Origin of the sequence: Rhodococcus rhodnii NBRC 100604 (assembly GCF_001894925.1) — a bacterium.
GTDB classification, from domain to species: domain Bacteria; phylum Actinomycetota; class Actinomycetes; order Mycobacteriales; family Mycobacteriaceae; genus Rhodococcus_F; species Rhodococcus_F rhodnii.
On the sequence record NZ_BCXD01000003.1, the window covers coordinates 343,374 to 363,318 of the forward strand.

The window sequence follows — 19,945 nt, forward strand, 5'->3', positions numbered from 1 at the left end:
TCGTGACTCGCCTTCTCTCGTCACTCGCTGTATCGGCTGCCCGCCGCGACCGGCGGCGGATCGTATGCGCGGATCGGCGGGAGGTCGCCCGTCCACTTCTCGATCTCGACGAGCACGTGCTGGCCCGTGCATCCCTGCGACAGCGACGACGCACCGACGTCGGCGGTGAGGACGTTCGGGTTGCCGTGGACGCACATGGCGTTCGGGTCGCCGGGGTCGAGCGGGTCGTACCAGGCGCCGGTCGCGAGCTGGACGACGGAACGGCGCACGCCGTCGTCGAGCACGACGCCCGCGAGGCACGCGCCGCGATCGTTGAAGACGCGCACGACGTCGCCGCCCGAGAGGGCGCGCTCGGCGGCGTCGGCGGGGTACAGCCGGATCGGCTCGCGCCCGCGCACCTTCGACGCCTGGCTCGTGCCGCCGTGATCGAGCTGGCTGTGCAATCGCGTCTTCGGCTGGTTGGCGACGAGGTGCAAAGCGTACCGCTCAGCGCGCTCGCCGCCGAGCCACTCGTCGGGCGCGTACCACCGTGGGTGGCCCGCACAGTCGTCGTAGCCGAAGCCGTCGATCGTGTCGCTGAAGATCTCGAAGCGCCCGCTCGGAGTGGCGAGCGGATGTCCGTCGGGGTCGCGGCGGAAGTCCTCGAACGCGACGAGGCCGTCCTCGGTGCGCATCCGGACATGGCCGCGCGCCCAGAACTCGCCGAACTCCGGCGCCTCGCCGCCGTCGCGCAGCACCCAGTCGCGCCACTGGTCGTAGAGATGCTCGAGCCACTGCTGCGCCGTGCGGCCTTCGGTGAACCTCTCGGCGACACCGAGTTTCGCCGAGACAGCCGCGAAGGTGTCGTAGTCGTCGCGCGCATCCGCGTGTCGCGGCGCCGCCGCGTGCATCGCGACGAGCAGCGGGTCGTTGCGGGTGCAGCTGAGGTCGTCGCGCTCGAGCGACGTCGTGGACGGCACGACGATGTCGGCGTGCTTGGCCATCGGCGTCCAGTACGGGTCGTGGACGACGATCGTGTCGGGACGCGTGAGCGCCCGGCGCAACCGGCCGATGTCCTGATGATGGTGGAACGGATTGCCCCCGGCCCAGTGGACCAGCTTGACGTCCGGGTAGGTGAGCCGCTGCCCGTCGTAGTCGAACTCCTCGCCGGGATGGAGGAGCATGTCGGAGATCGCGGCGACCGGGATGAAGGTCTTCACCGGGTTGATTCCCTGCGGCAGCGTCGGCAGCGGATACGGCACCGGCGCGAGACCGGGTTCGTTCATCGATCCGTAGCCGTGCCCGAAACCGCCTCCCGCAAGACCGATCTCACCGAGCATCGCCGCGAGCGTGACCCCCATCCACGGGGCCTGCTCGCCGAAGCGCGTCCGTTGCAGCGACCACGTGACCGTCACGAGGGTGCGCCGCGCCGCCATTTCGCGCGCGAGCGCAGCAATGTCGCTCGCCGGGACACCCGTGATCGCCTCGGCCCACCTCGCCGATTTCGGTTCGCCGTCGGTCTCCCCGAGCAGGTACCGCTCGAAGCGGTCGTAGCCCGTGCAGTACCGGGCGAGGAAGTCCTCGTCGTGCAGCCCCTCCGTCACGAGGGTGTGCGCGAGCCCCAGCATGAGCGCGACGTCGCTGCCGGGGACCGGGGCGATCCACTCGTGCTCGCCGTGCACGTCGTCGCGCAGCGGCGTGATCGACACGATCCGGCCGCCGCGTTCCCGCAGTGCGTCGAGCGCACCGCGTGTCGGATGATCGCTCGTCCCACCGTGATTGATGCCGGTGTTCTTCAGCGGCACACCACCGAAACTCACCAGCAGTTCGGTGTGCTCGGCGATGTTCTCCCAGGACGTCGACCGCGCGAACAGCTTCCAGTGCGTCCCGACCACGTGCGGCATGATCACGCCGGTCGCCCCGAGCGAGTAGCTGTGCACCGACCGGGTGTAGCCGCCGAGGACGTTGAGGAAGCGGTGCACCTGGCTCTGCGCGTGATGGAACCGCCCCGCGCTGGCCCAGCCGTACGAACCGCCGTAGATCGCCGAGTTGCCGTGCCGGTCGATCACTCGCCGGAACTCGTTCGCCAGCAACGTCGTCAGCTCGTCCCACGACACGGGGACGTACTCGTCGTCGCCGCGGCGCTGCGACGGACCGGGACCGTTCTCGAGCCAGCCGCGCCGCACCATGGGGCCGGTGACGCGGGAACGATGCCGCACCGAACCCGGGATGTTGCCGAGCACGGGAGACGGGTCGGCGTCACCCGCGAACGGGCGCACCGCCGTCACCTCGCCGCCGTCGCTCACGGCCTCGAACATGCCCCAGTGAGCCATGTGCGAGTGGGCCATGCGCGGGTGGGCCATGCGCGGGTGGGCCATGCGCGGGTGGGCCATGCGCGGGTGGGCCATGCGCGGGTGGGTCGGGTGGGTCCGTTCCGTCACGGCAGGGCGCGTACGAGCTTCTCGGCGTCCACTCGCGGGCCCGAGAAGAACGGGATCTCCTCCCGGACGTGACGGCGCGCCTCGGTGGCGCGCAGATCACGCATGAGGTCGACGATGCGGTGCATCTCGGGCGCCTCGAAGGTGAGGATCCACTCGTAGTCGCCGAGGGCGAACGCGGGAACGGTGTTCGCGCGCACGTCCGGGTAGCCGCGGGCGGCCTTGCCGTGGTCGACGAGCATCTGGCGCCGCTCCTCGTCGGGCAGCAGGTACCACTCGTACGAGCGCACGAAGGGGTACACGCAGATGTAGTCGCCGGGCTCCTCGCCCGCGACGAACGCCGGGATGTGGCTCTTGTTGAACTCGGCGGGCCGGTGGAGCGCGACGGTGCTCCACACCGGGTCGCTCGCGCGGCCGAGCGTCGTGGTGCGCCGGAAGTCCGCGTACGCGGCCTGCAGCGACTCGAGCTCGAGCGAGTGCGTCCAGATCATGAAGTCTGCGTCGGCACGCAGTCCGGCGACGTCGTAGAGCCCGCGCACGACGACGCCCTTGTCGGCGAGACCGTCGAAGAACTCGCGCGCCTGCCGGACCGCGTCGTCGCGGTCGTCGCCGAGCACACCCGGGATCGCCTGGAAGACCGAGATCATCGAGTACCGGAGTTCGGAGTTGAGTTTGTCGAAGTCGAGCCGAGCCATGTCCATCCTTTCACCGGCGACCGCCGCGCGGCCGCGGACCTATCCTGTCAAATCCGCGAGCAGGCGGGTCACCGCAGTCCGCGCCGTGGCGATGCACGCGGGCACCCCGACTCCGTGGAGCAGGGCGCCGGCGACCTCGACGCGCGGGACCGCGGCGAGCGCCGCCTCGAGTTCGGCGACGTCCTCGGTGTGGCCGGGGCCGTACTGCGGGAGGCCGCCGTGCCAGCGCTGCACCCGCGCCGCCACCGGTTCGCCGTCGGCGCCGGTGGCGAGCGCGAGATCGCGCCGTGCGGTGGCGACGAGCGTGTCGTCGGGTGCGTCGACGATCGCGTCGTCGCCGAATCGGCCGTAGGACGCGCGGACGAGCGTGACGTCGCGCTCCGCGAGGTGAGGCCACTTGCGGCTCGACAGCGTGAACGCCTTCGCGCTCGCGTCCGGCGTGAGCGGGGAATCGGAGGCGACGAGGATGCCGGTGTTCTGTGGCAGTCCGTCGTCCGTGGGCAGTGCGAGCGCGACGACGGCGGACGACGCGAGCGGGATGCGTGCCGCGGCGCTCGCGGCGAGCGGCGAGACGTCGCCGAGCAGCGCGGCGACCGCGGGTGCTGGAACCGCGAGCACGATGCCGTCGACCGCACCGACCGGGTCGACGACCCATCGCCCGTCCGACCGCGAGATGCGGGTGGCGGCGGCGTGCACGAGACGCGGTGCAGCGGCGGCGTACAGCGCGTCGAGCAGGCTGCCGTAGCCACGCTCGAGCGCCCCGAACACCGGTCCGGGCCGCGGCTCCGGAAGCGCCTCGGCCACCGCCTCGGTGAGCGACGCCGCTCCCCCGTCGAGAGCGGCCGCGAGGGCGGGCAGCGCCGCGCGGACGCCGATCGTGTCGGACCTGCCCGAGTAGACGCCGCCGAGCATCGGATCGACGCTGCGGTACACGACCTGTTCGCCGAACCGGGAGGCGACGAGGGTGTGCACGTCGATGTCCGTGCCGGGCGCCCACGGCACGGGAGTCTCGGGTTCGCGGCGGATGCGCTCGACGGTCGCGGCGTCGACGAGGCCGGCGACGGACTCCGCACTCGAGGGGATTCCCATGAGGGTGCGGGTCGGGATCGCGCGGAGCCCGCCCTGCGACCACACGAGCGGCGTCAATCCGCTCGGGTATCGGATCTCGTCGGCGAGCCCCAGTTCGGCGAGCAGTTCCGGGACTTCGGGACGACGCGCGATGAACGCCTCGGCGCCGAGATCGACGGGCCCGCCCGCGAGGTCCTCCGTGCGGAGCTTGCCTCCGAGACGGCCGGGTTCGAGCAGCACGATGTCGGCGTGCGCACCGAGTTCACGGCGGAGCCGGTACGCCGCCGTCAGTCCGGTGATGCCGCCCCCGACGACGGCGACCGTGGTCACAGCGAATGCACCAGCTGCACGAGATCGGTGAGGACCTGCGGGTCGGTGTCGGGCGGAACTCCGTGGCCGAGGTTGAAGATGTGTCCTGCCGCGCCGGACGCGACCGCGGCGTCGGCCTCCGCACAGATGCGTCGGGCGTGCGCCTCGACGACGTCGGGGCTCGCGAACAGCACCGCCGGATCGAGGTTGCCCTGCAGCGCCTTGCCGTCGCCGACGCGGCGCTGCGCGACGTCGAGCGGGGTGCGCCAGTCGACACCGACGACGTCCGCGCCGGCCTCGCCCATCGCACCGAGCAGTTCGGCGGTGCCGACACCGAAGTGGATGCGCGGCACGCCCGCGCCTTCGATCTCGGCGAACACGCGCTCGCTGTGCGGCAGGACGTACTCGCGGTAGTCGGCGAGCGAGAGGGCACCGGCCCACGAGTCGAACAGCTGGATCGCGTCGACGCCGGCGTCGAGCTGCGTCTTCAGGAAGGTGATGGTGACGTCCGCGAGGGCGCCCGCGAGGCGGTGCCACGTCTGCGGGTCGGAGTACATGAGGGCCTTGGTGCGTTCGTGGCCGCGGCTCGGCCCGCCCTCGACGAGATACGACGCGAGCGTGAACGGCGCGCCCGCGAATCCGATGAGCGGCGTTCCGCCGAGTTCGTCGAGGAGCAGATCGACGGCGCGGGCGATCGCACCGACCTCGTCGCCCTCGAGCCTCGGCAGGGCCGCGACGTCGGCGGCCGTGCGCACGGGCTCCGCCACGACCGGCCCGCGCCCCGCGACGATGTCGAGGTCGATTCCTGCGGCCTTGAGCGGGACGACGATGTCGGAGAACAGGATCGCGCCGTCCACCTGATGACGGCGCACCGGCTGCATCGTGATCTCGCAGACCAGCGCCGGATCGAAGCACGATTCGAGCATCCCGATGCCCGACCGGATCTCGCGGTACTCGGGCAGGCTCCGCCCCGCCTGCCGCATGAACCACACGGGCCGATGCGACGGCGTGCGCCCCGTGGCGGCCGCGAGGAGTGGTGCGTCGGGAAGGTGGCGGCGCCCCCGCACGGGCTTGCCCGGCATTCCCGCATTCGTCGTCTCGCGTGCGCCCGTCGTCACGTCACCCATTCGCTTCTCTCACCCTTCGCCGACCGCGTGTCCGCTTCTCATGCTGCCACGTCGTCGTGTCGTGCCGGAATCGACCGAAGTCCCCGTGCGGCGCGCCTCCCGTCCCCGGCTGTGTGGTGCGTCTAACCTGCACGGCTGTGACGTCTTCGGGATCGTCGACCGAGCCGCAGGAGTTTCGTGCCGCCGTCGACGCGATGAGTACGGCGCGCGTGCGCGCCGATATCGAGGTGGGACCGATTCGCCCACCGCAGCGACTCGCGCCGCACAGCTACGCGGTCGGGGCGGAGGTGTTGCACCCCACCGGCGAGGCGGTCCCTGCCGATTCGGACGGCGACGCGTTCGGCCGGCTGATCCTGTTGCACGATCCCGACGGCGACGACGCGTGGCACGGCACGATGCGCCTCGTCGCCTACATCCAGGCGGATCTCGATGCCGCCGTCGCCTCCGATCCGCTGCTGCCCGAGGTCGCGTGGAGCTGGCTCGTGGACGCGCTCGAATCGCGCTCGGAACCGTTCACCGCGCTCGGCGGGACCGTGACGGCGACGACGTCGGTGCGGTACGGCGACATCGTCGGACCGCCGCGCGCGCATCAGCTCGAACTGCGCGCGTCGTGGACGCCGCGCTCGACGGGGCTGGGTCCACACGTCGAGGCGTTCTGCGAGGTCCTCGCGTACGCGGCGGGGCTCCCGCCGGCCGGGATCGCCCGACTGCATTCGCTGGGCACGTGAGCCGCTCGCCGCGCGAGGGCGGGCGGCGCCGGACGGCTTCCGCGTCGCGGGTTCCGTTCTCCGTGGCCTAGAGTCGAAATTCATGTCCGAGCCGGAAGCTTCGTCCGAGACCGAATCCGCTGTCGCAGCGCCTCCGGCCGTCCCGCTGCTCGCACCACGCGACGGCGTGCCCGAGCTCGTCGACACGGCGGCAGGCGTCGCGGCGGCCGCGGAACTGCTGGCGTCGGGGCACGGCCCGCTCGCGGTCGACGCCGAGCGCGCGTCGGGGTTCCGCTACTCCGCGCGGGCCTATCTCGTGCAGCTCCGCCGTGAGGGCGCCGGCACCGTCCTGCTCGATCCGATTCCGACGGCGGACGCACTCGCTCCGCTCGCCGAGGTCGTCAACCCGCTCGAATGGGTGCTGCACGCCGCCGACCAGGATCTGCCCGGACTCGCGGAGCTGGGTCTGCACCCCGCCCGGTTGTTCGACACCGAACTCGGCGCCCGGCTCGCGGGGTTCGAGCGCGTCGGTCTCGCCGCCGTCGTCGAACGCGAACTCGGCTACTCGCTGAAGAAGGGGCACGGCGCGGACGACTGGTCCAAGCGTCCGCTGCCCGATGCCTGGCTCAACTACGCCGCGCTCGACGTCGAACTGCTCGTCGATCTGCGGGACGCCGTCGCCGCCGATCTCGAACGACAGCACAAGACCGAATGGGCGGCACAGGAGTTCGAGCGCGTCCGGCTCGCCGGGCCGCCCGTCCCCAAGCCCGATCGGTGGCGTCGGGTCTCGCACATCACGTCGCTCAAGTCGCCGCGTCAGCTCGCGGCGGCACGCGCCCTGTGGGAGGCGCGGGAGGATCTGGCGCGTCGTCGCGACGTCTCGCCGAGCAGGGTGCTGCCCGACTCCGCGATCGTCGACGCCGCGACGAAGGACCCCCGCACCGTCGGCGAACTGCGTGCACTTCCCGTCTTCGGCGGTCCACGCCAGCGCCGGTACAGCCGGGTGTGGCTCACTGCACTCGAGCAGGCGCGCGGTCTCGGCGACGCCGAACTGCCATCGCGGTCGCCGCGCACCGTCGGGCCCCCGGCGGCGAGCCGGTGGGCGCGGGTCGACCCCGAGGCCGCCGACCGGCTCGCCTCGGTGCGCGCCGGACTGAACGCGCTGTCGGAGAAGGTCACGGTGCCCGTCGAGAATCTCGCTCACCCGGAACTGGTGCGGCGCATCGTCTGGGACTGGCGCGGCGGGACGGCCGCCGACCTCGACGCCGCGCTGGACGCGGGCGGTGCGCGGCCGTGGCAGCGCGACCTCGTCGTGCCGGTGCTCGCCGCCGCGCTCGCGGAGCCCGTCGACGAGCCCTGAACGACCCCACAAGTTACCCGCGAGTAACGCGAGTAAACTGAGGCCACGAGGCCGGACACCCATGACCGTGATCCGGAATCCGATCCAGCTCCACCAGGAGGAACCGCGTGGCTTCACCCACCCAGCGCAATGTCGTGTTCGTCGACGGCATCCGCACCCCGTTCGGCAAGGCCGGCCCGAAGGGCATGTACGCCGGCACTCGCGCCGACGATCTCGTCGTCAAGACGATTCGTGAACTGCTGCGTCGCAACCCGCAGCTCGATCCCGCCGCGATCGACGACGTCGCGATCGCCGCGACCACCCAGACCGGCGATCAGGGTCTGACCATCGGCCGCACCGCCGCCATCCTCGCCGGGCTGCCCGAGAGCGTCCCCGGATTCGCGATCGACCGCATGTGCGCCGGCGCGATGACGGCCGTGACGACCACCGCGTCCGGCATCGGTTTCGGCCAGTACGACGTCGTCCTTGCGGGCGGCGTCGAGCACATGGGCCATCACCCGATGGGTGAGGGCGCCGACCCCAACCCGCGGTTCCTCGCCGACCGGCTGGTCGATCCGAGCGCGCTGGTCATGGGCAACACCGCCGAGAACCTGCACGACCGGTTCCCGACGATCACCAAGGACCGCACCGACGCGTACGCCGTGAACTCGCAGGCGAAGTACGACGCCGCGAAGAAGGCCGGTCACATCGCCGACACCCTCGTGCCCGTCGCGACCCGCTCCGAGCAGGGCTGGGGCCTCGCCACCGAGGACGAGCCCCCGTCCCGGCACCACGCTCGAGGACCTCGGCAAGCTCAAGACGCCGTTCCGTCCCCACGGCCGCGTCACCGCCGGCAACGCCGCGGGCCTCAACGACGGCGCGACCGCGTCGATCCTCGCCGGCGAGGACACCGCCGCCGAGCTGGGCCTGCCCGTCGGCATGCGCATGGTCGGCTTCGCGTTCAAGGGCGTCGACCCGTCCGTCATGGGCGTCGGTCCCGTCCCCGCGACCGAGAAGCTGCTCGCCCGCACCGGCCTGTCGATCGACGACATCGGACTCTTCGAGATCAACGAGGCGTTCGCCGTCCAGGTACTCGCGTTCACCGAGCACTTCGGCATCGCGGACGACGACCCCCGCGTCAACCAGTGGGGCGGCGCGATCGCGTGCGGTCACCCGCTCGCGTCGTCGGGTGTGCGGCTCATGACGCAGCTCTCGCACCAGTTCGCGCAGAACCCGGACGTCCGCTACGGCCTCACCACGATGTGCATCGGTCTCGGCATGGGCGGCTCCGTGATCTGGGAGAACCCGAACCACAAGGACTACGAAGCGGGAGTGAAGTAAATGTCCGACATCACGAGCGCTTTCGCGGACGAGGTCGTCACCCACGCCTTCACGAAGATCGTGTCAGTGCCAGGTCTCGACGGCGTCGTCGCCCTCGTCACCCTCGACAACGGCTTCGACCACACCAAGCCGAACTCGTTCGGGCCCAAGGGTCTCGCCGAGTTCGACAAGGCCCTCGACGACGCGTTCGCGGCGAATCCCGTCGCGATCGCCGTCACCGGCAAGCCGTTCATCTTCGCCGCGGGCGCCGACCTCAAGGGCGTCCCCTCGATCACCGCACGCGAGCAGGGCGTCGAGCTCGGCGCGCTGGGCCACAAGGTGTTCCGCCGGCTCCGTGACACCGACATCCCGACGTTCGCCTTCGTCAACGGCGTCGCGCTGGGCGGTGGCCTCGAGGTCGCGCTGCACAGCAAGTACCGCACCGTCGCCGACAACGTTCCGGCGATCGGGCTGCCCGAGGTCTTCCTCGGCCTCGTCCCCGGATGGGGTGGCACGCAGCTGCTGCCGAACCTCGTCGGCCCGTCGAAGGCCGTGCAGGTCTTCGTCGAGAACGCGCTGAACAACAACCGGATGCTGAACGGCAAGAAGGCCGCCGATCTCGGCATCTTCGATCAGCTCCTCGGCTCCGCCGACTTCGTCGAGCAGTCGCTCGCGTGGGCGGCGAAGGTCGTCACGGGCGAGATCACCGTCGAGCGGCCCACCTTCGAGGCCAAGGAGTGGGACGACGCGATCGCCCGCGCCAAGGCCGTCGTCGAGGGCAAGACCCGCGGCTACTCCCCCGCCGCACTGAAGGCCGTCGAACTGCTCGAGCTCGCACGCGACACCGATCTGTCCGATCCGAAGTCCCTCGACGTCGGATTCGAGGCAGAGGACGACGCGCTCGCCGATCTGCTCATGACCGACGAGCTGCGCGCGGGTCTGTACTCGTTCGATCTCGTCAACAAGCGAGCGAAGCGTCCCGCCGGCGCGCCCGACAAGTCGTTGGCGCGCAAAGTGACCGGAGTCGGCATCGTCGGCGCCGGTCTCATGGCGAGCCAGCTCGCGCTGCTGTTCGTGCGGCAGCTCAAGGTGCCGGTGATCATCACCGACATCGACCAGGAGCGCATCGACAAGGGCGTGAAGTACGTCCACGACGAGATCGACAAGCTGCAGGGCAAGGGACGCGTGTCGCAGGACGGCGCGAACCGGCTCAAGGCGCTCGTTCGGGGTTCGCTCGACAAGGCGGCGTTCGCCGACACCGACTGGGTGATCGAGGCCGTCTTCGAGAACATGGACGTCAAGAAGCAGGTCTTCGCGGAGGTCGAGCAGTACGTCACCCCCGAGACGATCCTCGCGACCAACACGTCGTCGCTGTCGATCACCGAGATGGCCGAGGGCCTGCAGCATCCCGAGCGGGTCGTGGGCTTCCACTTCTTCAACCCCGTCGCCGTGCTGCCGCTGCTCGAGGTCATCAAGGGCGAGCAGACCGACGACGCCACGCTCGCAACGGCATTCGCCACCGCGAAGGCGCTCAAGAAGTCCGCGGTCCTGTGCGCCGACAAGGCGGGCTTCGTGTTCAACCGCCTCGTCACCCGCACCCTCGGTGAGGTCATGAGCGCCGTCGACGAGGGAACGCCCTTCGACGTCGCCGACAACGCCGTCGCGCCGCTCGGCATGCCGATGACGCCGTTCACGCTGCTCGCGCTCGTCGGACCGGCGATCGCGCTGCACACCGGCGAGACCCTGCACGCCGCGTACCCCGAGCGCTTCACGCCCTCCCCCGGGCTCGAGGCGATCGTCGAGGCGCGCAAGCCCGGCGTGTGGAGCTACGGCGAGGACGGCACGCAGGTCGTCGACCCCGAGGTCGCGTCGCTGTGGCCGCAAGGCGACAACCCGTCGACCGCCGAGCAGGTTCTCGACCGGACGCAGAAGGCGTTCGCCGAGGAGATCAAGATCATGCTCGACGAGGGTGTCGTCGCGGCGCCCGAGGACATCGACCTCTGCCTGCTGCTCGGCGGCGGCTTCGCGTTCTGGAACGGCGGCATCACGCCGTACCTCGACCGCGAAGGTGTCTCCGAAGCCGTCAACGGCAAGCGGTTCCTCGACCCCGGAGTCGCGAGCGTCAAGTAGCTCTCGCTCGAACATCGACGGCCGCCGCACCGAGAGGTACGGCGGCCGTCGGCGTTTCGGTCGCGGCGCTACGAGTCCTGTTGTCGCCGCACCATTTCGGCAATCCACGCCGGCGCATACGGTGACGTGCACCCTGGCGAGGTCGGGTAGTCCTCGAGGACGCGCAGCCGCTCCCCGATACCGATCGCGCGGTCGCGCAGGTCGGGATGCGCGATCCCGATCTGCGCGAGACATTCGTTCATCGCCCACTGCAGCGGGTCGGGCGCGTCCTTCATGTCCCGCTCGATGATGTCGAGCAGCGCGGGTAGGTCGAGCCCATCGGGGTTCTTCGTCACCCGCGCGCTCGTCAGCGCCCATCCGGCGCTCGCGACATCAGGGTTCGGATCAGCGAGCCACACGCCCCGGAGTTCCTCGGCGTGCGGCGACTTCTTCACGACGTAGTTCACGAGCCAGTCGTGTACCTTCGGCGTGCGTGCGCTGCGCAGCATCGCGTCCAGTTCGTCGCGCTCGAACGCCCTCGGTCGGCAGATCAGCGTCGCGAGGAGCATTGCCGAACTCTCCCCGGTCGCCCAGAGCTCACGCGCGAGGTCTGGCTGCGTCTTCAGCCGCTTCGCGACGGCGCGCAGCTTCCCGAGGTTCACGCCGTGATCGTCACCGTGCTTCTCGTTCACGGCACGGATCCTCGGGTCGTCGAGGTCCGCGAGTTCCGCCAGTACCTCGCCCACCGGTGGTGGCGTCATCGCCGTTGCCTCGCTCTCGTCGCTCTACCCAGGCCACGGTACCGACGACGCGTGCGCCGGTCGCTTCTACGTCGATTGCTACTCTGGCGCGGTTACGAACTGTCTGGGGGGGAATCGATGCAGGCCGACACCGAGATGCTGCGCGCGTTCGCGCGGTCGATGGACGACAGCGCGCAGCGAATCGCGACGCACGACGTGAGTTCGCCATTCGCCGATGCAGAAGGAGCCGCACGAGGAACGAGCATTCCCGAGGTCAACCGCAGAGCCCTCGACACAGCCATGAAGGGGTTCGAGAATCTCGCGCTGCGCCTTGCGGAGATCGGACGGCTCGCCAAAGGAGCGGGCGAGAACTACGACGTCAGCGAACACGACTTCCGCGCACAACTCTCAGCGATGGACGTACCGAGGTGACAGCCTCGCTGACCATCGGCAACGTCCGGTCGTGGAGACCCACCGACATCGATGTCGCTGCACGCGGCATCTCGGAACTGGGCGAGTTCATCGACGGCGCGGCCGAGAGCGTCGAAGCCGACCAGAACGCCCTCGCCGAGACGTGGAGTGGCGAAGCCGCTGTCGCAGCAGGCGATCGCGTGGTTGACGAATGCCGAATGATGACGAGGATCAGAAGCGAGCTTCTCGAACTCGCCGAGGCATATTCCAATGCCGCCCGCGCCCTCGACCGCGCACAGACCCATGTGGACAACACCGTCAGCGCTGCGACCGCGGCCGGTTTCGATGTCGACGTCTCTGGCAGGGCGAGACCGATGACTGCCGGAGTTGTCGACCCCGCCGGCTTCGCGCAACTGCAGTCCGAAGCCGATGCTCATACCGAGGCGATTCACGATGCATTGCGACAGGCAGCGGACGTTGCGAACGACGTGGCGAAGATCCTCGGTTCCGCCGTCGACACCTTGGATGATTCTGTAGCCAAGGCACGTGTAGGGACCGTCGAGGCGACAGCAGAGGGTTTCAGCTGGGAACCCGACTGGCCCGCGACGGCCGCGGCGACGATCGTGTCCGGTATGTCGGATGCTACCGCGCGTGGGCTGACGACCGCTGCTGCCGCCGTCGGCGACGACGTCGCCCGAAACATCGGGAGAGGCCTCGGACCCGCCGGTGCGATACTCGGCACCATCCCGGCCATCCACAATGACATCGCCGGTGGAATGGACCCGACCAAGGCAGTCGTGACGGAAGGTGCCGGCGCGGTGGCAGGGTTGGGTATCGGCGCGCTCTCCGGGCTCGGCGCGAGCGCCGCAACCGGGGCACTCGTCGGCTCCGCAGTCCCAGGCGTCGGCACTGTGGTCGGTTTCGTGGTGGGTGCAGGATTCGGGGCGTTCGCCAGTTGGGGAGTATCGAAAGGACTGCAGAATGCTTGGGACTGACGACGCGAGCGGGCGGGCGACTCCGACACGTGCGCCGGAGTTGTGGGCACAGCGGCTCCGACCTACATACTTGGCATTCGCAATATTCCTACTCGTGATTGCAGCGGTGTTCGTCGTGGCCGTGCCGAGACTGCTGACGAATGGTGAGGGCATCGTTGCCGGCGTTCTCGGCCTCATGGCGATCGCTTGCCTGGCAATGGCCGCACTCGCCTGCGAAACCGCTGGCATGTCTCGGATACGCCGTCAACCGCGCGTGAAGCCAGTTGGAGGTCTACACGGCAACGGGATCCGCATAAGGACCCAGCGCACTCTCCCAGTGGCGCTCGGCACTTCCCTGGTCGCGAGCGCGGTCTTCGGCGGCCTTGCATGGCTCCTGTGGCACGACGATCGAACTGGCGGACTCCTTGCGCATGGTGCAGACACCGAGCAGAACGCAACGACCGGGTTGATCGTGTGTCTCGGTGCGATCGCGCTCGGAATCCCCCTCGGGTTGTCCAGCGCAGCAACCAGGATAACGCTCTCCACCAACGGAATTCGTCGCGAGAATCGCTTTCGAATAGTCGGAATCAAGCGACACACCGACGTGTTCGTTCCCTGGTCGAGCATCACCGCGATTTCCCGTGACCACCAGGAGATTTCCACCGGGTGGGGCACTCGGTACAACCTTCTCATCCGACTCGAACACGACGATCCTGTGCTCGAGCCGCGCTGGCACTTGGATACACCGACCTCGATCGCACTGCCCGTGTCGCGCCTCACCGCCGAACCCAACACGCTCTACGCGGCGATCCACCGACTGCATACCGAACCCGAGTCCCGAAAAGCGTTGTACCGGGCGGATGCACCGAAACTGCTCGAAGCTCCGCCTCTTCGGCAACGGTGGCGCAATGAGTGAGACGCATTCGCCCCGAACAAACGGCGACGAGTCGGAACTCGCGCGCATCGCCTTCGCCACGCACCCGATCGGCGGAGCCGCATCGAGACGCCACCGACTCACCGACCGGCTTCCCGACGTGTGCGTCGTCCACGGGCGGCCTACCCAACGAAGGGTTCGCCTCAACGTTCCGTCACGACCGACGATCCCGTACGACCACCAGTCCGACCTCAAGCGACTGGTCCGTATCGGCGACAGCCGGCTGAGTCGCTGGGCGGAGCGAACCGCTCGCACGCATTTCGTGGAGACGCAGTGGCCTATGTGCCCGGAATGCGCCGGTCGATTCTCGAGGTCGAAACGCCTCGTCGGCGCCTACGCACTCGCCGGCGTCGCCGCACTGCTGGTGTTCCTGGGCGGCTACCTCGCGTTGGGCGGCAGTCGTGGCTCGGCATCCCGTTCGTCGGGGGCATCGCCCTGCTCTGGTACGCGCCGTTCAACTTCGTCGATCCCGTCACCATCACCCACGCCTACGCGTCACTCGACGGAACTCGCCTTCACGTCGTAGCGCCCCACACCGACTTCACTCGTGCGACGAGAGGTGACGACAAGTGAGACGACGCGCCTCGTCACCGTCGTCCCCCGGCTCCGAGTCCGTCTCGGTGCGCGTTCCACTTCGGGCCGGAACTCCAGCCGATCTCGGCCGGTGGAAGGACACGCAACCAGCTGCGACCCTGTTCCGCTTCCCGACCGTCGAGATGCCCGAATTGTGTGTCGCGCACGGCAAGCCGGGTGTGTGGTCGCGCAGGTTTCGGATATGGGCGCGGCCGGAGACCGACTTCGACCGGATGCCGCGAAGCCAGCGAATCCTGCACGAGTTCCTCCTCGGCGGGACTCGACTCGAGCGTCACTTCACCAGAATCGGAACAGCGCATTCGATGTCGCTGACCGTCCACGGATGCGATGACTGCAGCAGATGGCTACGCCTCCACCGGTTGCGGTCGCTGCTGCGCTTCGCACTGAGCTTCGTCATGATGATCGGGTCGCCGGTGGTCCTGATGGGAACTGTCGTCGAGCCAGCGGTCCCGTTTCTGATGTTCGGAGGTCTGAGCGTACTCTGCTACAGCGCGGCCAAGGCCAGCTGGCTGGAGCGCTTCGCCCGCGCGATCGTCAGCGTCGACGGAAAGTACCTGACCATCCGCGATCCGCATCCCGACTACGTGGCTGCGGTCGGCAGCGCGTCGAGGTCGTAGTCGACGACGACGGGAGCGTGGTCGCTGATCCGGCGGTCGGGTGCCGGGTCGCGATCGGTGCCCGCGGACACCGCGGTGCGCGCGAGCGCCGGCGTCACCAGTTGGTAGTCGATGCGCCAGCCCACATCGTTCGCGAACGACTGCCCCATCCACGACCACCACGAGTACGGGCCGTCGATGTCCGGGTGATGGCTACGCACCACGTCGACGAGCGTGCGCGGCGAGAGCAGCGACGAGAACCACTCGCGCTCCTCAGGGAGAAATCCCTCGGCCTGGTTGCTGCGCCGCCAGTTCCGCACGTCGTAGCGGGTGTGAGCGACGTTCAGGTCGCCCATCAGCAGGAACTCACGCCCCGCCGCCCTTGCCTCGCGACGCGAGCGAGACAGCTGACGAGCGAATGCGTCGAGGAAGCGCATCTTGCGGTCGTAGCGCGCTCCCCCGTCCGGAGCTTCGCGCATACGGCCGGGCTTCTGCAGGTGCGCCGGCAAGCCGCCCTTCGGAAGGTACAGGGAGGCAACGGTGATCGGTGCGTCGACGAGATCGACCTCGACGTAACGACCCTGATCCGCGAATTCCTTCAGCCCCCGCGCGAGCGGAGCCCGGTCGAGTTCGATCACGTCGACATGATCGTCACCGGGGTGGCGCATGAGCACGGTGTCACTCCACGACCGCACCGCGTCCGGCTCCTTGCGCGTGAGGACGGCAACGCCGTTGCGGCCGGGAAGCGTTCCCTCCTCGTACGTGAGGTGGTGCTCGCCGAACACGCCGTCCGGGATCGCGGATGCCCGAGCACGCACCTCCTGCAACGCGACGACATCGGGCTCACGCTCGCGCAGCCACGTCTCGAAACCACGACGCTGCGCAGCACGGATGCCGTTGATGTTGAAGGTCGCGATGCGCACGACCAATCACCCTAATGGTGCTCTGCCTCAGCCTGCGTTTCGGAATGCCTGATAACTGATTGCCAGCAGGTCGCGATCCGGCATCTCCCCACGGCGGGCGGGGAGGACCATGAGCCGCTGTCCGTGCCGCTCCTTGAGCCCGTGCTCGAGCATCGGTCCGTCGATCTCCTCGAGCAGATCGCTTCTTATCTCGACGACCTCGTCCGGGGTGATCCCCAGGATGTGTGCGTCGTATGCGGCATGGTGGATCTTGCACATCGCGAGACCGTTGGTGACGCTTGCGATTCCCGAATCCTGCGAGTCCGGCACGATGTGCGCCGCGTCCAGGAGTTGACCATGCCCCAGCGCGCACACCGCGCATCGGGTTCCGTAGGCGCGCATCACTGTCGCACGGAACACGGGTTGGTGAAGTCGTCGCTTCGTCTCTGCGAGGAAGTACCGCCGGAGGTGCGCCTCCGCCGGCGAATCCGGTCGGTACAGTTCCGCAGCAGCATCGGTGGCAACGACGAACTGGTGCGTGTCGGCCTCCTCCGCCACGACGTAGACCGGATAGACCGGATAGACCGGAAGGAACAGCCCGGTACCGACGCCGTAGAACCAGATCAGGGGAACGCGTGTGGTCATCGCCGCACGTAACCCACGATTATCCATATGGTCCGGATCGGTTCCGGACCACTTGTAGCGGAGCAGTCCATCAGTACCGACGCTGTCCTCGTACGGACGTGCAGCGCCGGTAGGCCCATAGGTCGTGGTGATCGACAAGGCTGCCGTGAGTTCCTTCGGTTTGCGGATCCCGCGGGTCCTATCGACGAGTTTGAACGGCGCGCCGTCGATGGTGAAGTCGGCGAGTTCCTCGCGCGAGATCGCGTCGAGCCCGTCGTTGGTTCGAACCGTCAGCCACGTCATCGCCTCACGTCGCAACCGACCGTCGAAATCGCTCGCAGGTCCGTCGAACGGAACGACACCGTTCACATGCCCTCGCCTTCGTCGGGCGAGTCCCTCGCCATGGGTTGACATCATGTCAGCTGCGCGCGACCGAGCGATCCGCGACCCGAAGATCTGTCACCGACAGGTAGAGGTGACGTGCCTCCCGACGAAGGCCGTCTGTTCCGCCGTTGCGCGGCCCGCGTCGCGCAGCGACCGAATGATCGCCCTCGGGCGGCAACCATCATGAGCTACTCCCACCGTTTGACGTCGTGAGCCGAGCAACGGGGTGGCACCGAAGTCGGCGGATCCAGCGATTCCGCTAGATTTCCGATCATGCGAAAGTCGCCCGGCACGATCCTCAAGAGCAGCAGACGGCTTGTTCCGGCGCAGCGTCCGCCCGATGACAACGACAAGAAGATTCGGGCGGCGCTCGTGATCTCGACGGCCACGACGATTGTCGCGGCACTGATCACCACGATTGGGAGCGGATACTGGCTCGGGCTTCAGGCCAGAATCCAGCAGCAGACTCCGATCGACGAGTTTCGGCGATCAGAGCGGATCGACTTGTACAGCGAAATCCACGCTGCGGTGGTCGACGTCGAGACCGCGGAGGGGGTACTCGCACAACGCATCAGAGACGTAGTGCGGGCACGACCCTCTGCTACCACTGAATCAGACAGGCTCTCTACCGAACTGCAGTCCGGTGACGGGCGTCAGAACCCGGGATCGATCGATCTCGACATACCAGTTCCAGCAGTCTTCCAGATTGAGATGGCGTCGTGGAGCGAATCTCTCCGGCACCTGGCGGACCTCGTGCTACGAGCGGAACTGGTCAGTTCGCGGCCAGTGCTGGACGCGGTGGATCGAATCCAATCCGAGCATCAAGAACTCGTTATCGCATTCGGCACCTCCGCACACGGATACGCAAAAGCCAGCCTTTTCGGATCGCACCTGCACTCCGCATCTCACCGATCCGGAACAATGCAATACGGCTACGCCGACACGCCACTCGCGCTCGAGGTCGCGACGGAACGGTCCACCGAGATGAGACACGACTTCATCGCGGTCGTGAAGGAAGAACTCGCTCTGGATGATTGACACACAGAGAGCTATGCAATCGAGCATGCAGCAGTCACTCGCTGCTGGACCGTGGCGTTCGAGCCAGATACACCGACTGCTACAGTCCAGCCATGGTGGATATCGGCAGTGGACTCGCAGGTGTGCTCGGTGCAGTTGTCGGCGGCCTCGGAACCTTCCTCGCGACGTGGCTCAATCTCAAGAAGCACCAGCATCAGGCGGATAAGCAACGCTACTACATACTGCAGGATCGCCGACACGAAGCCCACCGAAACATGCTGGAAAGACTGTACAAATTCGACGAGTCCGCAAGAGAGCTGAACCAGGAACTAGAGGACAAGGACCAGCTGAGTCGGTCGGTGGAGAAGGCTTATCTGGAGTCGTGGTCGGACTTGCATCCCACACTTGCAGCCGCCCTCATCGCGGGGCCAAAGGAGTTGAGCGCGAAGCTCAACACCACATTCGACGCAGTAGCCGATTACAGCAATGCAGTTGATCAGCGAATCGACAGCCGGAGAAAAGCGGCGCGCCACGACGAGCGCCAGGAAACATTTCGAGCCTCTATCTTCGAATACGCCGAGGCGGCGCGCACTGCGCTGTCGCTGGATGAATAGAGACTCTCAATAATACGCTCGACAGGCACCTACGGGGAAGCAATACTCAGTAGACAAGCACTAGCCAGTCTTGGAGATCCCTCTAATTCCGAGTTCGGTATTCCATGACTGAGTCCCGGCCAGAACGCATTCAATCGTGTCGTGCCCGTAATCGGGAGGAGCCGCATCCATGCCGGGCGCAATACCGTGAAAAAAGTAGACACCCTGACCACGAATCGTCAGAGTGGCCGAGGGCGTACAGACGATCGTCAACTCGTAGATCCCATTCGAGACAGCGGGCGTTGATCCAACAACTGTTCTTGCCATGAGGCGGTTTTCGTAGGATCTCCCAGACCAGCTCATGCCCGCGAGGCTAGGAACAACCAGAAGCCCCGTGTTCGAATCCGGGTCGAGTCGAAGCGAGTTCTTGAGATCGATGATGACACCGGCCCGATTGCGGAAAACATCGAATCGACGACCGACTATCTCGCACTCTACAAAACCGTCTTGTTCGACAAGCGGGTTATAGTGATCCACCTCGAGACCAGCAAGAATTTCTTGCGATTCGAGAAGATGGCCCAGAGATATCATTTCAGTCGACTTTCGGTGATTGGCATACTCGGGATCACGACTGACCACTATTCCAGTGGTATGTGCGCTTAAGGATCCCTGTTCGAAACAGTCCGACCGGTCAGGGGGTTCATTTTCCCGCCCTCGGCATTGTGGTAGAAAACATACCGTTCGGATGCTAGGACGGCACAGCTGTCGTCAGGTTTATCAGACGCACGGAGACTAGCCCCGCAACCTGCTGAACACGGCGGTCACGGCGCAAACGAGCGAGACCATCTTGCCGGCCAGTCATCGAATTCCCGCAGGATAATTCCGTTCACAACCAGGGCGTATAACCGCTCATCGGGATAGTCGCCAACGCGGATGAGCCATTCTTCCCCTCCCATGCCGGTTCGGTAGACATCTACCGCGTCACCCGTAGATCGCCAGGAAACTTCCTGATCGAATGGAAAGTCGGGCACCCATCCACCTCCGTGGAACTTTTTTGTTGACTTCGGCCTTAGTTCTGTTGAAAC

17 protein-coding genes and 1 pseudogene are annotated in these 19,945 nt (G+C 67.5%); 10 read left to right on the forward strand and 8 right to left on the reverse strand.

Annotation, left to right across the window (positions count from 1 at the left end; all coding sequences use genetic code 11):
• Window positions 1–20: 20 nt before the first annotated feature.
• The 4 genes from RR1_RS03865 to hemE all read right to left on the reverse strand — a co-directional run bounded on the left by RR1_RS03865 (window position 21) and on the right by hemE (window position 5,571).
• On the reverse strand, window positions 21–2,327 hold the full coding sequence (locus tag RR1_RS03865) for a molybdopterin-dependent oxidoreductase (RefSeq protein WP_040773822.1): 2,307 nt from the start codon (window positions 2,325–2,327) through the stop codon (window positions 21–23).
• Window positions 2,328–2,416: 89 nt separating this feature from the next.
• Window positions 2,417–3,112, reverse strand: a complete 696-nt coding sequence (hemQ, locus tag RR1_RS03875) for a hydrogen peroxide-dependent heme synthase (RefSeq protein ID WP_040773820.1) — start codon at window positions 3,110–3,112, stop codon at window positions 2,417–2,419.
• Between the two features lie 39 nt (window positions 3,113–3,151).
• Window positions 3,152–4,510, reverse strand: coding sequence for a protoporphyrinogen oxidase (locus tag RR1_RS03880; RefSeq protein ID WP_010838805.1), 1,359 nt, complete (start codon window positions 4,508–4,510; stop codon window positions 3,152–3,154).
• Window positions 4,507–5,571 carry a uroporphyrinogen decarboxylase gene (gene hemE, locus RR1_RS03885; protein ID WP_040773874.1) on the reverse strand — a complete coding sequence of 355 codons (1,065 nt, stop codon included), beginning with the start codon at window positions 5,569–5,571 and terminating at the stop codon, window positions 4,507–4,509. Before hemE ends, RR1_RS03880 begins: the two co-directional genes overlap by 4 nt.
• Window positions 5,572–5,753: 182 nt before the next feature.
• On the opposite strand from hemE, the gene RR1_RS03890 reads away from it, so the two are divergent.
• The 4 genes and pseudogenes from RR1_RS03890 (at window position 5,754) to RR1_RS03905 (ending at window position 11,112) form a co-directional block, all read left to right on the forward strand.
• Complete coding sequence (locus tag RR1_RS03890) at window positions 5,754–6,344, forward strand: DUF3000 domain-containing protein (protein WP_010838803.1); 591 nt, start codon at window positions 5,754–5,756, stop codon at window positions 6,342–6,344.
• An 82-nt stretch (window positions 6,345–6,426) separates the two neighbouring features.
• Window positions 6,427–7,683 carry an HRDC domain-containing protein gene (locus tag RR1_RS03895; RefSeq protein WP_010838802.1) on the forward strand — a complete coding sequence of 419 codons (1,257 nt, stop codon included), beginning with the start codon at window positions 6,427–6,429 and terminating at the stop codon, window positions 7,681–7,683.
• A gap of 134 nt (window positions 7,684–7,817) precedes the next feature.
• Window positions 7,818–9,003 (forward strand): annotated as a pseudogene (locus RR1_RS03900) (thiolase family protein).
• Window positions 9,004–11,112 (forward strand): 3-hydroxyacyl-CoA dehydrogenase NAD-binding domain-containing protein, encoded by a 2,109-nt coding sequence (locus RR1_RS03905; RefSeq protein WP_010838799.1) that lies wholly within the window; start codon window positions 9,004–9,006, stop codon window positions 11,110–11,112.
• A 68-nt stretch (window positions 11,113–11,180) separates the two neighbouring features.
• On the opposite strand, the gene RR1_RS03910 is transcribed toward RR1_RS03905, so the two are convergent.
• Window positions 11,181–11,852, reverse strand: a complete 672-nt coding sequence (locus tag RR1_RS03910; RefSeq protein WP_010838798.1) for a DNA alkylation repair protein — start codon at window positions 11,850–11,852, stop codon at window positions 11,181–11,183.
• Window positions 11,853–11,969: 117 nt separating this feature from the next.
• On the opposite strand from RR1_RS03910, the gene RR1_RS03915 reads away from it, so the two are divergent.
• The 4 genes from RR1_RS03915 to RR1_RS21815 all read left to right on the forward strand — a co-directional run bounded on the left by RR1_RS03915 (window position 11,970) and on the right by RR1_RS21815 (window position 15,361).
• The gene (locus tag RR1_RS03915; protein WP_010838797.1) at window positions 11,970–12,263 is read left to right on the forward strand and encodes a hypothetical protein; all 294 of its coding nucleotides are present in this window, start codon (window positions 11,970–11,972) and stop codon (window positions 12,261–12,263) included.
• Window positions 12,260–13,237 (forward strand): hypothetical protein, encoded by a 978-nt coding sequence (locus RR1_RS03920; protein WP_010838796.1) that lies wholly within the window; start codon window positions 12,260–12,262, stop codon window positions 13,235–13,237. The genes RR1_RS03915 and RR1_RS03920 overlap by 4 nt, the downstream gene beginning before the upstream one ends.
• Window positions 13,238–13,331: 94 nt before the next feature.
• On the forward strand, window positions 13,332–14,132 hold the full coding sequence (locus RR1_RS21810) for a hypothetical protein (RefSeq protein WP_010838795.1): 801 nt from the start codon (window positions 13,332–13,334) through the stop codon (window positions 14,130–14,132).
• 914 nt (window positions 14,133–15,046) lie between these two features.
• The gene (locus tag RR1_RS21815) at window positions 15,047–15,361 is read left to right on the forward strand and encodes a hypothetical protein (RefSeq protein ID WP_143153686.1); all 315 of its coding nucleotides are present in this window, start codon (window positions 15,047–15,049) and stop codon (window positions 15,359–15,361) included.
• Here the strand turns inward: RR1_RS21815 and RR1_RS03940 are convergent.
• The gene (locus RR1_RS03940; protein WP_040773868.1) at window positions 15,325–16,263 is read right to left on the reverse strand and encodes an exodeoxyribonuclease III; all 939 of its coding nucleotides are present in this window, start codon (window positions 16,261–16,263) and stop codon (window positions 15,325–15,327) included. The genes RR1_RS21815 and RR1_RS03940 overlap by 37 nt on opposite strands.
• Window positions 16,264–16,290: 27 nt before the next feature.
• Entirely contained in the window at window positions 16,291–17,235 is a 945-nt protein-coding gene (locus RR1_RS03945; protein ID WP_010838791.1) for an HNH endonuclease, read from the reverse strand.
• 288 nt (window positions 17,236–17,523) lie between these two features.
• On the opposite strand from RR1_RS03945, the gene RR1_RS03950 reads away from it, so the two are divergent.
• Together RR1_RS03950 and RR1_RS03955 are read left to right on the forward strand one after the other, a co-directional pair.
• The gene (locus tag RR1_RS03950; RefSeq protein WP_010838790.1) at window positions 17,524–18,288 is read left to right on the forward strand and encodes a hypothetical protein; all 765 of its coding nucleotides are present in this window, start codon (window positions 17,524–17,526) and stop codon (window positions 18,286–18,288) included.
• 92 nt (window positions 18,289–18,380) lie between these two features.
• Window positions 18,381–18,881 carry a hypothetical protein gene (locus RR1_RS03955; protein ID WP_010838789.1) on the forward strand — a complete coding sequence of 167 codons (501 nt, stop codon included), beginning with the start codon at window positions 18,381–18,383 and terminating at the stop codon, window positions 18,879–18,881.
• A gap of 60 nt (window positions 18,882–18,941) precedes the next feature.
• Here RR1_RS03955 and RR1_RS21820 read toward each other — a convergent pair whose 3' ends face one another.
• Window positions 18,942–19,499 carry a hypothetical protein gene (locus RR1_RS21820; RefSeq protein ID WP_010838788.1) on the reverse strand — a complete coding sequence of 186 codons (558 nt, stop codon included), beginning with the start codon at window positions 19,497–19,499 and terminating at the stop codon, window positions 18,942–18,944.
• Between the last annotated feature and the right edge of the window lie 446 nt (window positions 19,500–19,945).

Coding starts and splice junctions, on each gene's coding strand:
- RR1_RS21815 (WP_143153686.1), top strand. CDS start 15,047: ATGTCGCTGACCGTCCACGGATGCGATGACTGCAGCAGATGGCTACGC.
- hemE (WP_040773874.1), bottom strand. CDS start 5,571: ATGCCGGGCAAGCCCGTGCGGGGGCGCCGCCACCTTCCCGACGCACCA.
- hemQ (WP_040773820.1), bottom strand. CDS start 3,112: ATGGCTCGGCTCGACTTCGACAAACTCAACTCCGAACTCCGGTACTCG.
- RR1_RS03865 (WP_040773822.1), bottom strand. CDS start 2,327: ATGGCCCACTCGCACATGGCTCACTGGGGCATGTTCGAGGCCGTGAGC.
- RR1_RS03895 (WP_010838802.1), top strand. CDS start 6,427: ATGTCCGAGCCGGAAGCTTCGTCCGAGACCGAATCCGCTGTCGCAGCG.
- RR1_RS03905 (WP_010838799.1), top strand. CDS start 9,004: ATGTCCGACATCACGAGCGCTTTCGCGGACGAGGTCGTCACCCACGCC.
- RR1_RS03955 (WP_010838789.1), top strand. CDS start 18,381: ATGGTGGATATCGGCAGTGGACTCGCAGGTGTGCTCGGTGCAGTTGTC.
- RR1_RS03950 (WP_010838790.1), top strand. CDS start 17,524: ATGCGAAAGTCGCCCGGCACGATCCTCAAGAGCAGCAGACGGCTTGTT.
- RR1_RS03915 (WP_010838797.1), top strand. CDS start 11,970: ATGCAGGCCGACACCGAGATGCTGCGCGCGTTCGCGCGGTCGATGGAC.
- RR1_RS03910 (WP_010838798.1), bottom strand. CDS start 11,852: ATGACGCCACCACCGGTGGGCGAGGTACTGGCGGAACTCGCGGACCTC.